This window comes from Streptomyces mutabilis (assembly GCF_046628145.1).
In the GTDB taxonomy this organism is placed as follows: Bacteria; Actinomycetota; Actinomycetes; order Streptomycetales; family Streptomycetaceae; genus Streptomyces; species Streptomyces mutabilis.
Genome location: NZ_CP176874.1, coordinates 734,411 through 749,245, shown reverse-complemented (window position 1 = coordinate 749,245; position 14,835 = coordinate 734,411). Strand labels below are relative to the sequence as shown.

Genomic DNA, 14,835 nt, shown 5'->3' with positions numbered 1-14,835 from the left:
GACGGGCACGGAGCCCGACCCCCGCAGGGGCGATTCAGACCGCCTGCGTCCGCCGTACGCACTCGGTGACGACGTCCCGCAGGCTTCCGGTGCGCTCCAGCAGCTCGCGCTGGACCCGCGCCCCGTTGCCGTGCCGCAGCAGACGGGCGACACCCTCCCGCACCAGGTCGAGGTCGCCGCCGGCGGCGAGCGCCTCCCCGACGTGCTCCAGCAGCGCACGTACGACCGTCTCGGCCGGCATCCGCCGCATCGTCGCCGGATGCAGCAGCTCCTCCGTCAGCCCCGACCGGGCCGCCCGCCAGGCTGCGAGGCGCAGCAGGCTCACACTGTGCCCGGCCGGCGCGACACCCTCCCGCCACTCCCGCGCGGCCGTCTCCACCAGCGCACGGGCGAGGGCCGCGACGACGACGGCCGTCGAGGCGTCCAGGCAGACGTCGGCGACCCGGAACTCGACCGTGGGGTACCGCTGGGACAGCCGGACGTCGAAGTAGATCATCCCCTCGTCGAGGATGGTGCCCGTGGCGACCATGTCGGCGACCCGGCGGTGGTAGGTCTCGGCCGAGCCGAACAGCTCCGTCGGGCCGGCCGAGGGCCAGCGCTGCCAGACCCGGCTGCGATAACTGCTGTACGCGGAGTCCTTGCCCTGCCAGAACGGGGAGTTCGCGCTCAGCGCGGCCAGCACCGACAGCCACGGCCGCACCCGGTCGATGACCGCCACGCCCTCCTCGTCGGACTCCACCGAGACGTGCACATGGCAGCCCAGGACCAGCTGCTCGTGGACCACCACGCCGTACTGGTCGGCCATCCACCGGTAGCGGGGGTTCATACCGACGGCCGGGCTGACCGGCAGCGGCGACGTGGCGAGCGCGGCGACGGCGCAGCCGATGCCGCCCGCGTGCCGCGCGGCCTCCCCGCGGCAGCGGACGATCTCCGCCTGAAGACGCCCCATGTCCGCCTGCGGATGCGTGGCGAACTCGAGCATCTGCTCGTGCAGTTCCTTCTCGAAGACGTCCTGCTCGGCGTCGTCCAGCGAGGCCCGGGCGAGCACGGCGGCGGACAGCGCCCGTGGCTCGCCGGTCTCGGGGTCGACCAGGAGGAGCTCTTCCTCCACTCCGACGGTGCGCAACGTGGTGTTCGCCTTTCTGTGGGCCCGGTCGCGGCGACGACGAGGCTGTCCCGTTCGTAGGACCACCGACTGCCCCGAGGGAGCGGCCGGACACCTGATCGCGCCGCCGAGCGTCAGAGGGCGTACGGCATCAGCCACACCGTCGCCAGCGGGGGAAGCGTGATCCGGATGCTCCCGTCCTCCGGCTTGACCGGGTCCGGGTTGACCACGCCGCTGCCGCCGAAGTCCTCGGAGTCCGTGTTGAGGACCTCCTGCCAGGCGGTGGCGTCGTCGCCGACGGCGAGCGCGTACTCGTGGCGGACGACCGGCGAGAAGTTCGACACCGCGAGCAGGGGGGCACCGTCGGCGCCGAAGCGCAGGAAGGCGAAGACGTTGTCCTCGGCCGCGTCCACGGCGACCCACCGGAAGCCGGCCGGGTCGGTGTCCCGCTCCCACAGGGCCGGGGTCCTCGCGTAGCGGGTGTTGAGCTCGCGCACGAGGTCCTCCTCGCGTAGCGGGTGTTGAGCTCGCGCACGAGGTCCTGGACGCCGCGGTGGTCGCCCGCGGAGTGGTACCCCTCGTCCAGCAGCCACCACTCGGGGCCCTGCTTCTCCGACCACTCGGCGCCCTGGGCGAACTCCTGCCCCATGAAGAGGAGCTGCTTGCCGGGGTGGGCCCACATGAAGCCGAGGTAGGCGCGCACGTTCGCCCGCCGCTGCCACCAGTCGCCCGGCATCTTCGACACCAGCGCCTGCTTGCCGTGCACCACCTCGTCGTGGGAGATCGGCAGCACGTAGTTCTCGCTGTAGGCGTACACCATGGAGAAGGTCATCTCGTGGTGGTGGTACTTGCGGTGCACCGGCTCGTGGGCGACGTACTCCAGCGAGTCGTGCATCCAGCCCATGTTCCACTTCAGGCCGAAGCCGAGCCCGCCGGTGTCGGTCGGCCGGGTCACCCCGCCCCAGGCGGTCGACTCCTCGGCGATCGTCACCACGCCGGGGCAGCGCCGGTAGACCGTCGCGTTCATCTCCTGGAGGAACGCCATCGCCGCCAGGTCCTCCCGGCCGCCGTACTGGTTGGGCTCCCACTGGCCCGAGTCGCGCGAGTAGTCCAGGTAGAGCATCGAGGCGACCGCGTCCACGCGCAGCCCGTCGATGTGGAACTCCTCGCACCAGTACACGGCGTTCGCCACGAGGAAGTTGCGTACCTCGGTGCGGGCGAAGTCGAAGGTGTACGTCCCCCAGTCAGGGTGGGTCGCGCGCCGCTCGTCCCCGGGCTCGTACAGCGGGTCCCCGTCGAAGCGGGCCAGCGCCCAGTCGTCCTTCGGGAAGTGCGCCGGCACCCAGTCCATGATCACGCCGATCCCCGCCCGGTGCAGGGCGTCGACCAGGTACCGGAAGTCGTCGGGTGAGCCGAGGCGCGCGGTCGGCGCGTAGAACCCGGTGACCTGGTAGCCCCAGGACGGCCCGTAGGGGTGTTCGGCGACCGGCATCAGCTCGACGTGCGTGAAGCCCAGGTCCTTGACGTAGGCGGGCAGCACGTCGGCCAGCTCGCGGTAGGTCAGCCCGGGCCGCCAGGACGGCAGGTGGACCTCGTACACCGAGAACGGTGCTTCGTGCACGGGAGTGTCACCGCGGGTGCGCATCCACTCCGAGTCGCCCCACTCGTACTCCGACGCGGTCACCACGGAGGCGGTGTTCGGCGGTTCCTCCGCCGCGCGGGCCATCGGGTCGGCCTTGAGGAACCGGTGCCCGTACCGGGAGTGGATCTCGAACTTGTACCGGGCGCCCTCGCCGACGCCCGGCAGGAACAGCTCCCACACCCCGGACGACCCCATCGAGCGCATGGGGAACGCCGTGCCGTCCCAGTGGGTGAAGTCGGCGGCGACCCGCACCCCCTGGGCGTTCGGCGCCCACACCGTGAACCGGGTGCCCCTCACGCCCTCGTGCGTCATCGGATGCGCACCGAGGGCCCGCCACAGCTGCTCGTGCCGGCCCTCGGTGATCAGGTGCAGGTCGAGGTCGCCGAGGGCGGGCAGGAAGCGGTACGGATCGTGCGTCTCCTGCTCGCCCTCCTCGTACGCCACGACGAGGGTGTAGGCCGGGATCTCCCGCGACGGCAGTACACCGGAGAAGAGGCCGTCCCCCTCCGACACGAGGGCGTGGCGCTCGCCGTCGACGACCACGCTCACCTCGCGGGCGAACGGGCGCAGCGCCCGGAAGGCGACGCCGCCGGGGACCGGGTGGGCGCCGAGCAGGGCATGCGGGTCGTGGTGGGCGCCCGCCAGCAGGCGCCCCCGGTCGGTCGGGTCGAGGGGCGGGGCGGTTCCGCACGCACCGGGGGTGGGCGGGACGGGACCGGACGGCTCGGGGAGCGAGGTGTCGCGGAGGGCCACGGGTCAGTCTCCTCTCACGGCGAGTCGTTCGATCGCCGCCATGGGTACGGGAAGCCAGTCGGGGCGGTGCCGGGCCTCGTACAGCACCTCATACACGGCGCGGTCCGTCTCGTAGGCGCGCAGCAGGCCGTGCTTCTTACGGGGGTCCCACCCGGCGCGGGCGGCGTAGCCCGCGCAGAAGGCCTCCCGGCAGCGGCGCGCCCACTCGGGACGCCACGGGCGGCGCTGCCGGGCGGCGTAGTCGAAGGAGCGCAGCATGCCCGCGATGTCGCGGACGGGGGAGTGGGCGCTGCGCCGTTCGGACAGCGGGCGCGACGGCTCGCCCTCGAAGTCGATGACGAACCAGTCCCGGCCGGCCCGCAGCACCTGTCCCAGGTGCAGGTCGCCGTGGATGCGCTGGGCGGGCGGCCCGGAGTCGCAGGTGGACAGTGCCGCGAAGGCCGCCCGCAGCCCGGGGACGAAGGGCTGGAGCGCCGGTACGCAGTGCGCGGCGGCGGTCAGCCGCTCGGTCATCGCCGCCGCCGTGCGGTCGTTCTCCCCCGGGGCGCCGGACGGGAAGGCGTCGGCGAGCGCCAGGTGGACGTCCGCCATCGCCTGCCCCAGCTCGTGGGCCTGAAGGGTGAAGTCGTCCCCGGAGGCCAGCGCGTTCAGGGACAGGGTCCAGCCGTCGGAGGCGTCGTTGAGGAACGGCTGGAGCACGCCGAGGGTCGCCTCGTACGGATGGGTGGTCCGCATCCACGCCACCGGCGCGGGGACCCGGCCGCAGCCCTGCCGGGCCAGCGCGTCCGGCACCTCCAGGTCCGGATTGACACCGGGCTGGATGCGCCGGAACAGCTTCAGGATGAACTCGTCCCCGTAGATCAGCGACGAGTTGGACTGCTCGGCGTCCAGCAGCCGCGGCGCGAGTCCCCCGGGCACCGGCCGCGAGGGGTCGGCCTCGAAGCGCAGGGGGCCCGCCTTGCCGGGGTGCCTGAGGCGTTCCAGGAGCAGCTGGGCCGTCCGGGGGTCGTGCAGGGCGTCGTAGACCGTCCGGCCGGCCAGCGGGCCGTCCTGCACCTGCCCGATGACGGCCCGGCCCAGGCGCGGAGACGGGTGTTCGCGGACGCCGAGCAGCAACTGGTAGCAGTCGCCGGCCGGGGGAGCGCCGCCCGGGGCGGGCACGGGCCCGTGCCCGGTGTGCACCAGGAGGTGCAGACAGCCCGGGAACAGCTCGGTCATGGACAGCAGACCGAGCTCGGCCACGGGCCGGTCCTTGCCCGCGAACCAGCGCTGGCGCGGCAGCCACTCGCGCAGCAGCTCGCCGAGCGATGCCATGGGCTCGGTGAGACGGGTACGTCTCGGGCGCAGGGGTGCGGTCTTCGGCATGGTGACGCGTCCTTTCCTCGGCCCGCGCTCAAACGCGGCGGCCGATGCGGGATGCGACTCGGGTGAGCCGGAACCAGTAGAAGCCGTGGCCCCCGAGGGTCAGCAGGTACGGCAGCTCGCCGATCGCCGGGAAGCGGACCCCGCCGAACAGTTCCACCGGATGGCGTCCGGCGAACTCGCGCAGGTCCAGCTCGGTCGGCTGGGCGAACCGCGCGAAGTTGTGCACGCACAGCACCAGGTCGTCCTCGTACTCCCGCAGGAAGGCCAGTACGGCGGGGTTTGAGGAGGGCAGTTCCGTGTAGGTGCCGAGGCCGAAGGCGGGGTTCTGCTTGCGGATCTCGATCATGCGGCGGGTCCAGTGCAGCAGGGACGAGGGCGAGGCCATGGACGCCTCGACGTTCGTCACCTGGTAGCCGTAGACCGGGTCCATGATGGTCGGCAGGTACAGGCGCCCCGGATCGCAGGTCGAGAAGCCGGCGTTGCGGTCGGGGGTCCACTGCATCGGGGTGCGGACCGCGTCGCGGTCGCCGAGCCAGATGTTGTCGCCCATGCCGATCTCGTCGCCGTAGTAGAGGATCGGCGAGCCGGGCAGGGACAGCAGCAGCGCGGTGAACAGCTCGATCTGGTCGCGGTCGTTGTCCAGCAGGGTGGCGAGCCTGCGGCGGATGCCGATGTTGGCGCGCATGCGCGGGTCCTTGGCGTACTCCGCGTACATGTAGTCGCGTTCCTCGTCGGTGACCATCTCGAGGGTCAGCTCGTCGTGGTTGCGCAGGAAGATGCCCCACTGGCAGCCGGACGGGATGGCCGGGGTCTTGGCGAGGATCTCCGAGACGGGGTAGCGGGACTCGCGGCGGACGGCCATGAAGATGCGGGGCATGACCGGGAAGTGGAAGGCCATGTGGCACTCGTCGCCGCCGGAGGCGTAGTCGCCGAAGTAGTCGACGACGTCCTCCGGCCACTGGTTGGCCTCCGCGAGGAGCACGGTGTCGGGGTAGTGGGCGTCGATCTCGCTGCGGACCCGCTTGAGGAACGCGTGACTGGCGGGCAGGTTCTCGCAGTTGGTGCCCTCTTCGGCGTACAGGTAGGGCACCGCGTCGAGCCGGTAGCCGTCCACACCGAGGTCCAGCCAGAACTTCAGCGCGGCCAGCATCTCCTCCTGGACGGCCGGGTTCTCGTAGTTCAGGTCGGGCTGGTGGGAGAAGAAGCGGTGCCAGAAGTACTGGCCGCGGACCGGGTCGTAGGTCCAGTTGGACGCCTCGGTGTCCACGAAGATGATGCGGGCGTCGGCGTAGCGGGTGTCGTCGTCGGCCCAGACGTAGTAGTCGCCGTAGGGACCGTCCGGGTTCTTGCGGGACTCCTGGAACCACGGGTGCTGGTCGCTGGTGTGGTTCATGACGAAGTCGATGATCACGCGCATGCCGCGCTGGTGGGCGGCGTCGATGAACTCGACGAAGTCGGCCAGGTCGCCGAACTCGGGCAGTACGGCGGTGTAGTCGGAGACGTCGTAGCCGCCGTCGCGCAGCGGCGACTTGAAGAAGGGCGGCAGCCACAGGCAGTCCACGCCCAGCCATTGCAGGTAGTCCAGCTTGGCGGTGAGGCCCTTGAGGTCGCCGATGCCGTCGCCGTTGCTGTCCTGGAATGAGCGGACGAGGACCTCGTAGAAGACGGCTCGCTTGAACCAGTCCGGGTCGCGGTCCTTGGCCGGGGTGTCCTCGAACTTGTCCGGCACGGGCTCGTTCACGGTCATGAGGCTGCGGACCCTTCGTTCCGGGGCGCGGCGGCGGACGGCCGGCGGATGTGGAGGACGTGGGCGGGGGCCCGGCCGGGCTCCAGCCGCACGTAGTTCGTGCGGCCCCAGTGGTAGGTCTCGTCCGTGAGTTCGTCGTGGACCGGCACCGACTCGTGCCAGTCCAGGCCGAGCTGCGGCATGTCGAGCGAGATCGTGGCCTCCTGGGTGTGGTGAGGGTCGAGGTTCGCCACCACGAGCACGACGTCCGGACCCTCGCGCTTGCTGTACGCGATGAGCGCGTCGTTGTCGGTGCGGTGGAAGCGGAGGTTCCTGAGCCGGTGCAGCGCGGGATGGGCACGGCGGATGGTGTTGAGGCGGGTGATGAGGGGGGCGATGGTGGTGCCCTCGCGGGCGGCAGTGGCCCAGTCGCGGGGTTTGAGCTGGTACTTCTCGCTGTCGAGGTATTCCTCGCTGCCTTCGCGCAGGGGGGTGTTCTCGCACAGTTCGTAGCCGCTGTAGATGCCCCAGGTGGGGGAGAGGGTGGCGGCGAGGACGGCGCGGACCTCGAAGGCGGGGCGCCCGCCGTGCTGGAGGTAGGCGTGGAGGATGTCGGGGGTGTTGGCGAAGAAGTTGGGCCGCATGTAGGAGGCGGCCTCCCCCGACAGTTCGGTGAGGTACTCGGTCAGTTCCCGCTTGGTGTTGCGCCAGGTGAAGTAGGTGTAGGACTGCTGGAAGCCGATCTGGGCGAGGGTGTGCATCATCGCCGGGCGGGTGAAGGCCTCGGCGAGGAAGATGACGTCGGGGTCGGCGTGGTTGATCTCGCCGATGACCCTCTCCCAGAACACGACGGGTTTGGTGTGGGGGTTGTCGACGCGGAAGATCCGCACGCCGTGGTCCATCCAGAAGCGCAGGACGCGCACGGTCTCGGCGACGATGCCGTCCATGTCGGCGTCGAAGGCGATGGGGTAGATGTCCTGGTACTTCTTGGGCGGGTTCTCGGCGTGGGCGATCGAACCGTCGGGGCGGTGGTGGAACCAGTCGGGGTGTTTGTGGACCCAGGGGTGGTCGGGGGAGCACTGGAGGGCGAAGTCGAGGGCGACTTCCAGGCCCTGGCGTGCGGCCTCGGTGACGAAGTGGTCGAAGTCGTCGAGGGTGCCGAGGTCGGGGTGGACGGCGTCGTGGCCGCCTTCGGGGGAGCCGATGGCCCAGGGGACGCCGACGTCGTCGGGTCCGGCGGAGAGGGTGTTGTTGCGGCCCTTGCGGTGGGTGGTGCCGATGGGGTGGACGGGCGGGAGGTAGACGACGTCGAAGCCCATGGCGGCGATGGCGGGCAGGCGGCGGGCGGCGGTGCGGAAGGTGCCGTGGGGCCGGGCCGGGGTGCCCTCGGAGCGGGGGAAGAACTCGTACCAGGCGCCGTACAGGGCGCGTTCGCGTTCCACCAGCAGGGGCAGCGGGTCGGAGGTGGTGACCAGCTCCCGCAGCGGGTACCGGGCCAGCACCGCGTCCACCTCCGGCGTCAACGCCCCCGCCAGCCGGGTGGCCACGGGGAGCGTGTCGTCGAGCAGGGTCTCGGCGGCGTCCAGCACCACGGCACGGCCGGCGTCCTTCGGCACCCCCGCGGCGGCCCGCCGGTACAGTTCGGCGCCCTCCTCCAGGACCAGTCCGGTGTCGATGCCGGCCGGTACCTTGATCCGGGCGTGTCGCTGCCAGGTGGTGACCGGATCGCTCCACGCCTCGACGCGGTAGGTCCAGTTGCCCGGGGCGTCCGGGGTGACCTCGGCGCCCCAGCGGTCGCTGCCCGGGGCCAGCTCCCGCATCGGCGTCCACGGGCCCGGCCGGCCCTCTGGGTCCTTGAGTACGACGTTGGCGGCCACCGCGTCGTGTCCCTCGCGGAACACGGAGGCGGTGACCTGGAACGTCTCTCCCGCCACCGCCTTCGCCGGGCGCCTGCCGTGATCCACCACCGGGTGGACGTCCCGTACCGGGATACGCCCGATCTCCACGGTCGTGCTCATCCGTTCTCACCTCCGCCGTGCTCGGGGCCGGGCGCCGGCCCGGCCGAATGGGTCAAGCCGCGCCGGAGGGGGTCTTCCGCCCCGACGGGGAGAGCAGTTCCGGCTGCTCCTGCGCACAGGTGACCAGGTTCGTCCGCAGGTACCGTTCGGCCGCCTCCGCGGCCTCGCGTGCGCACCGCTTTCCCATCAGCACGCACAGGGTGTAGCCGGAGTCCTCGAAGGTCGCCCGGACGGAGACGTCCGAGGGGGACGCCAGCATGGAGCGTTCCCAGGCGCGGTAACGCCGCAGCTGCCGGGCGACCTCTGACTTCGCAGGGAGCAGCATGGCCGGTCACCTTCCGGACGGTCCGGTACGGACGATCGAGTTCTTCACACATGGTGCACGCGCGGTGACTCGCCGTCTTGTTGGATCTTCAACCGCTCTCTCGTGTTGCACGAATGGACTACGGCTCCCACTCTGGAGTGACTCAGAAGCGATCAATGCTCACGCTTCGTGATCGGGGAGCCCGTCCCCCACGGGACGAGGAGGAGCGAGAGCCTTCGCGGTGAGGAGCCACGACGATGAAGACCGCAGTGCCCTGCTACTACCACCTCGACGTGGAAGTGAGCCCGGAACGGGTCGGACAGGTCAGGCGCATCCTGGCCGCCCACCTCCGGTTCTGGGACCTGGAGAACCTCGTCGAACCCGTGTGCACCGGCGCCGAGATGCTGCTCAGGGCGATCGACGAGCACGCGAGCGACAAGCACACGTCGATAGAGATGTGGTGGAACCGCCAGCACCTCATCACGGCAGTGGGGGGCAACGACCACGCGCTCCGTCCCGACCAGGACCTGCGCACCTGCCTGCAGCACCTCGCCGCGACCAGCGACGGCTGGGGCTGCTGCGCCGCCGACACGGGGGCCAAGGTCATCTGGTTCTCGCAGCGGGCCCGGGCCGGCGAGCGCGTGCCGCTGGTCGCGAAGGGGCCGGAACCGATCACCCAGGAGGGGCTGGAAGTGCCGCGAGAGATCATGCCGATGGCCCGGCTGGGCCGTCCCGCCGACATCGTGAACGGCGTTCTGGAGGAGGCCCGGTGACCCGCTCCCGGCCGAACTGGAAGGGGGCGCCCGTGTGGAGCGGGCTCCCCTGTCCCCTGGGGGCCGTGTACGACGGGCAGGGCACCAACTTCGCCCTGTTCAGCGAGGTCGCCGAACGCGTCGACCTCGTCCTCGTCGACGACGACGGCACCCACAGCACGATCCCGCTGCCCGATGTCGACGGCTTCGTCTGGCACTGCTACCTGCCCGGCGTCGGCCCGGGGCAGCGCTACGGCTACCGGGTCCACGGTCCGTGGGCCCCGGCCGTGGGCCACCGGTGCAACCCCAAGAAGCTGCTCCTGGACCCGTACACCCGCGCGGTGGACGGCCAGGTGGACAACCACGCCTCCCTCTTCGAGCGGGCCCAGAGCAAGGCCGACCCGGGCGACAGCGCCGGGCACACCATGCTCGGCGTGGTCACCGACCCGTTCTTCGACTGGGGCGACGACCGCCCGCCCCGGCGCCCGTACTCGGAGACCGTGATCTACGAGGCCCACGTGCGCGGCCTCAGCCGCACCCACCCCGACGTGCCCGAGGAACTGCGCGGCACCTACGCGGGGCTCGCGCACCCCGCGATCGTGGACCACCTCAAGTCCCTCGGCGTGACCGCCGTGGAGCTGATGCCGGTGCACCAGTTCGTGCACGACGGCCACCTCCAGGACCGGGGCCTGTCCAACTACTGGGGCTACAACACCATCGGCTTCTTCGCGCCCCACAACGGCTACGCCGCCCTGGGCACCCGCGGCCAGCAGGTCACCGAGTTCAAGTCGATGGTGAAGACCCTGCACGAGGCCGGCCTCGAAGTGATCCTCGACGTGGTCTACAACCACACCGCCGAGGGCAACGAGAAGGGCCCCACCCTCTCGTTCCGCGGCATCGACAACGCCTCCTACTACCGCCTGGTGGACGGCGACTGGCAGCACTACTACGACACCACCGGCACCGGCAACAGCCTCCTGATGCGGCACCCCTACGTCCTCCAGCTGATCATGGACTCGCTGCGGTACTGGGTCACCGAGATGCACGTCGACGGCTTCCGCTTCGACCTCGCGGCCACACTCGCCCGGCAGTTCCACGAGGTGGACCGGCTCTCCGCGTTCTTCGACCTCATCCAGCAGGACCCCGTGATCAGCCGCGTCAAGCTGATCGCCGAGCCCTGGGACGTCGGCGAGGGCGGCTACCAGGTGGGCAACTTCCCGCAGCTGTGGTCGGAGTGGAACGGCATGTACCGGGACGCGGTACGGGACTTCTGGCGGGGCGAGGACCACACGCTCGGCGAGTTCGCCTCCCGGCTGACCGGCTCCTCCGACCTCTACCAGCACAGCAGGCGCCGCCCCCGCGCCAGCGTCAACTTCGTCACCGCGCACGACGGGTTCACCCTGCGCGACCTCGTCTCGTACAACGACAAGCACAACGAGGCCAACGGCGAGGGCAACCGGGACGGCGAGAGCCACAACCGGTCGTGGAACTGCGGCGTCGAGGGCGAGACCAAGGACCCGGCCGTCCGGGAGCTGCGCGGCCGCCAGCAGCGCAACTTCCTGGCCACGCTCCTGCTCTCGCAGGGCATCCCGATGCTCTGCCACGGCGACGAACTCGGCCGCACCCAGCGCGGCAACAACAACGCCTACTGCCAGGACAACGAGATCTCCTGGATCGACTGGCGGCTGAACGACGAGCAGCGCGCGCTGCTGGCCTTCACCCGGCGCCTCATCGCGCTGCGCGCCGACCACCCCGTGCTGCGCCGGCGCCGCTACTTCCGCGGCGAGACCGTCACCCACGCGGACCAGCCGCTGCCCGACCTCGTGTGGCTGCGTCCGGACGCGCGGGAGATGACCGACGACGACTGGCGACGCGGAGACGCGCACACCGTCGGCGTCTTCCTCAACGGCGACGCCATCGCCGAACCGGACCCCCGGGGTCGGCCCGTGACCGACGACTCCTTCCTGCTGCTGCTCAACAGCCACTGGGAGTCGGGCCGCTTCAGGCTGCCCGACGCCACCTACGGCGAGCGCTGGACGACCCTGATCGACACCGCAGACCCGGAGGGCGTCCCCGACGAGGCGGAACACAAGGCGGGCACCCGGGTCCACGTCGAGCAGCGCAGCCTGGTGCTGCTCTCCCGGCCCTCCCGCAGCGGCCGGTGAGCAGCCCGTGAGGTCAGCCGCCGAAGCGGCGCGCGGTCACCGTGAACTGCGCGCCGTCGGCGTCCCGCAGCACGGCCTCGTCGCCGCCAAGCGACAGCACGCTGCCGCCGTGCCGCTCGGCCGTGCGGGCACAGGCGGCGACGTCCTCGACCGCGAAGTGCACCTGCCAGTGCGGCCGGATGGCCGGGTCGGGCGCCGCTTCCAGAGCGCCCGACTCGATGCGCGCCACCACGTCCCCCTGGCTGCGCAGAACCACCTCGTCGCCCTCGTACTGGACCTCGCAGCAGCCGTCGGGTCCCGCCCAGTCGAAGATCTCGCCGTAGAAGATGGCGGCGTCGAAGGCGTCCCGCGTGTGCAGCCGGATGAAGGCGGGCCGGGAGGCGCGCCACGTCTCCCAGTCGGAGAACAGCTCGCCCTCCCAGATGCCGAAGGTCGCGCCGTCCCGGTCGGCCAGCAGGGCCGCCCGCCCGGGCGGCAGGGAGATCGGCCCGACCGCGGCCGTGCCGCCGCGCTCGGCCACCCGCGACACCGCCTCGTCCGCGCTGCGCACGGCGAAGTACGGCGTCCACGCCACCGCCATCTGCCACATCGCGGCGACCGCGGCGATCCCGGCGACGGGCGCCCCGTCGGCCAGCGCGATGCGGAACGGCTCGCCCAGCTTGGCGGGCCGCCACTGCCAGCCCAGCACGGCGGTGTAGAACTCCTCGGTGGCCTTGAGATCACGGCTGGTCAGGCTCACCCAGCAGGGGGCCCCGTACACGGAGTGCGTGGACAGGAGGCTCTCCCCGCCGGCGGGGATGGGCATGTCGTGTTTCATGGCAGTCGCGTCCTGGTCTCGTCCACCGGCAGCCACCGGCTCCACACCAGTGTCCGGCCGGGAGTGCGGCGGGCGCCTGCCGAGTACCCCCGGCGCGGCGCCGAAACGGTGGTGGTCCGGCCCCGGACGGCCCAGTGGCGCGGGGCGGCACATGTGACCACGATGGATGCGTCGGAGCCGTCCCGCGCGGCACAGGCGGCGGTGACCCGCCGGATCCGGAGGTGACCATGCCCACGGACTGGGGCTCGGACCAGATCTTCCAGCTGCAGGAACAGGTCAGGCAGCTGAAGGAGGCGGTCGTCTCGCACGCCGTCGTCGACCAGGCGATCGGGATGATCGTCGTCCTCGGCCGCGTCACCCCGGACCAGGGGTGGATCGTACTGAAGGAAGTTTCCCAGCATACGAACATCAAACTGCGCAATGTGGCAGAAATGATACTCATCTGGGGGCGCACCGGAGTGATGCCGGCGGAGATCCGGGCCGCGCTCGAGGACGCCCTGGACCGGCACGGCCCGACCCAGATCCCCGGGGCCCCGCCCCAGGTCGGCTGACGGTCAGCGCGCCTCCGTGAGGATCTCCTCACGGATCCGGTCGAAGCAGCCGCTGAGCAGCCGGGAGACGTGCATCTGGGAGATGCCGAGCTGCTGCGCGATGCGGCTCTGCGTCATGCCGCCGAAGAACCGCAGGTACAGGATGGTGCGCTCGCGCTCGGGCAGCGCCTCCAGGCACGGTCGCACGGCCACCCGGTCCACCACCGCGTCGAAGGCCGGGTCCGGGCCGCCGAGCGCGTCCCCCAGGGCGTACCCGTCGGTGCCGGGCATCTCCGCCTCCAGGGAGAGCGCCGAGAAGCACTCCAGGGCCTCCATCCCGGTACGCACCTCGGCCGTGGTCAGCTGGGCGTGCTCGGCGATCTCCTCGACCGTCGGCGCGCGTCCCGGTGTGGTCTGGGCCAGCTCCTTCGCGGATCTGCGGACCCGGTTGCGCAGGTCCTGGATGCGGCGCGGCACGTGCAGGGTCCACATGTGGTCGCGGAAGTGCCGTTTGATCTCGCCGGTCACGGTCGGCACGGCGTACGCCTCGAAGGCGTGGCCGCGCTGCGGATCGTAGTGGTCGACCGCCTTCACCAGTCCCAGGGCCGCCACCTGGTAGAGGTCCTCCAGGTTCTCGCCGCGGCCCCGGAAACGGACCGCGATCCGCTCGGACATGGGCAGCCAGACCCGGATCAGTTCGTCCCGCAGCGCCTGGCGCTCGGGGCCTTCGGGCAACCCGGCGAGCCGGTCGAACGCCGCGGCCGTGTCGGGGGCGTCGTCGTGGGGGTGGGGCTTGGTTCTGCCGGCGATACGCATCAGGCGCACCTCCCTCAGCAGGGGTGCTGGCAAGTCCTCATATATATGGATACTGAGCGCGAAAGCCCCGGACTGCCACCCGAACGGCGGCGGACCGGTGACCGGGCCGCCGCAGCCGCCGGACGTGATGTGCGGCACGCCGCGGATGATCGCCCCGGACCGGCCCCGGCGGATCGTTGCTGGGCAACGCTTGATCACCGATCAAAAGGGGTGAAGCCGCTGGCCACAGCGCATTCCACTCATTTGACAGTGCGCTGAGAGCACAGATAGGAAGCAGCGTCGAGAGGTCGAGAGGGGCACCGTGTACGAGCCGAACGTGGTCGGGGACTGGCAGGAGTACGACGGGCACGCCGGGCTGCGGGTCCGCGTCCACCGTCTGGAGCCGGCCGAGCCGCCGCGTGGGCGCGACGACGCCGCCGAGGGGCTGACGTACTTCTGTGTCCGGGTGACCGTGGAGAACCGGGGACCCGGGCACGTCACCGTCCACCTGGAGGACGGTCAGATCGACGTACGGATCGGCCCCGACGGGGAGAGTGCCTTCATCGACTGGCGCAACTCCCAGTTCATCGAGGGCTTCGACGTCTACCCGCTGCGCCGGGCCACCGCCGTGCTCTACGCGGCCGGGCCCGAGGCGAGCCTCGGCCAGGTGGACGTCCAGGTGCAGTTGCGGGTGGACGAGGAGTGGGCCGACCGCCGGCTGTGGACCGGCGGCCTGGGGCTGCCCGACGGGGAGTGCGGAGCCCTCCCCGGTACGGTGCGCGAGGACGGGCTGGCGCACCAGGTGAGCGCCTTCCTGCGGGACCAGGCGGAGGAGGGCACCGCCTGACCCACGGCGCGCGGCG

The 14,835-nt window shown here is 71.3% G+C and carries 11 protein-coding genes and 1 pseudogene; 4 read left to right on the top strand and 8 right to left on the bottom strand.

Annotation, left to right across the window (positions count from 1 at the left end; all coding sequences use genetic code 11):
* Nucleotides 1-34: 34 nt before the first annotated feature.
* From ACLIN4_RS02960 to ACLIN4_RS02935, 6 genes and pseudogenes are all read right to left on the bottom strand, one after another.
* The gene (locus tag ACLIN4_RS02960) at nt 35-1,126 is read right to left on the bottom strand and encodes a glutamate--cysteine ligase 2 (RefSeq protein WP_100049452.1); all 1,092 of its coding nucleotides are present in this window, start codon (nt 1,124-1,126) and stop codon (nt 35-37) included.
* Between the two features lie 113 nt (nt 1,127-1,239).
* Nucleotides 1,240-3,500: pseudogene (glgB, locus tag ACLIN4_RS02955) on the bottom strand (1,4-alpha-glucan branching enzyme).
* 3 nt (nt 3,501-3,503) lie between these two features.
* Nucleotides 3,504-4,865 carry a maltokinase N-terminal cap-like domain-containing protein gene (locus ACLIN4_RS02950; RefSeq protein ID WP_107480191.1) on the bottom strand — a complete coding sequence of 454 codons (1,362 nt, stop codon included), beginning with the start codon at nt 4,863-4,865 and terminating at the stop codon, nt 3,504-3,506.
* Between the two features lie 28 nt (nt 4,866-4,893).
* A complete protein-coding gene (treS, locus tag ACLIN4_RS02945; protein ID WP_307653281.1) occupies nt 4,894-6,612 on the bottom strand; it encodes a maltose alpha-D-glucosyltransferase in 1,719 nt (572 codons plus the stop codon).
* Nucleotides 6,609-8,609, bottom strand: coding sequence for an alpha-1,4-glucan--maltose-1-phosphate maltosyltransferase (locus ACLIN4_RS02940; RefSeq protein WP_307653282.1), 2,001 nt, complete (start codon nt 8,607-8,609; stop codon nt 6,609-6,611). The genes treS and ACLIN4_RS02940 overlap by 4 nt, the downstream gene beginning before the upstream one ends.
* Nucleotides 8,610-8,661: 52 nt before the next feature.
* Nucleotides 8,662-8,934, bottom strand: a complete 273-nt coding sequence (locus ACLIN4_RS02935; protein ID WP_100047243.1) for a DUF5133 domain-containing protein — start codon at nt 8,932-8,934, stop codon at nt 8,662-8,664.
* 236 nt (nt 8,935-9,170) lie between these two features.
* Between ACLIN4_RS02935 and ACLIN4_RS02930 the strand changes: the two genes are divergently transcribed.
* Complete coding sequence (locus tag ACLIN4_RS02930; protein ID WP_043376230.1) at nt 9,171-9,686, top strand: hypothetical protein; 516 nt, start codon at nt 9,171-9,173, stop codon at nt 9,684-9,686.
* Nucleotides 9,683-11,830, top strand: a complete 2,148-nt coding sequence (gene glgX / locus ACLIN4_RS02925) for a glycogen debranching protein GlgX (protein WP_289907860.1) — start codon at nt 9,683-9,685, stop codon at nt 11,828-11,830. Before ACLIN4_RS02930 ends, glgX begins: the two co-directional genes overlap by 4 nt.
* A 13-nt stretch (nt 11,831-11,843) precedes the next feature.
* On the opposite strand, the gene ACLIN4_RS02920 is transcribed toward glgX, so the two are convergent.
* Complete coding sequence (locus tag ACLIN4_RS02920) at nt 11,844-12,647, bottom strand: VOC family protein (RefSeq protein WP_179350409.1); 804 nt, start codon at nt 12,645-12,647, stop codon at nt 11,844-11,846.
* A 227-nt stretch (nt 12,648-12,874) separates the two neighbouring features.
* On the opposite strand from ACLIN4_RS02920, the gene ACLIN4_RS02915 reads away from it, so the two are divergent.
* A complete protein-coding gene (locus tag ACLIN4_RS02915; protein ID WP_179342312.1) occupies nt 12,875-13,198 on the top strand; it encodes an ANTAR domain-containing protein in 324 nt (107 codons plus the stop codon).
* Nucleotides 13,199-13,201: 3 nt separating this feature from the next.
* Here the strand turns inward: ACLIN4_RS02915 and ACLIN4_RS02910 are convergent, their stop codons facing one another.
* Nucleotides 13,202-13,993 (bottom strand): SigB/SigF/SigG family RNA polymerase sigma factor, encoded by a 792-nt coding sequence (locus ACLIN4_RS02910; protein ID WP_107476764.1) that lies wholly within the window; start codon nt 13,991-13,993, stop codon nt 13,202-13,204.
* Nucleotides 13,994-14,294: 301 nt separating this feature from the next.
* Between ACLIN4_RS02910 and ACLIN4_RS02905 the strand changes: the two genes are divergently transcribed.
* Nucleotides 14,295-14,819: a hypothetical protein gene (locus ACLIN4_RS02905; RefSeq protein WP_100047247.1), complete on the top strand. Its 525-nt coding sequence runs from the start codon at nt 14,295-14,297 to the stop codon at nt 14,817-14,819.
* The last annotated feature ends 16 nt before the right edge of the window (nt 14,820-14,835 follow it).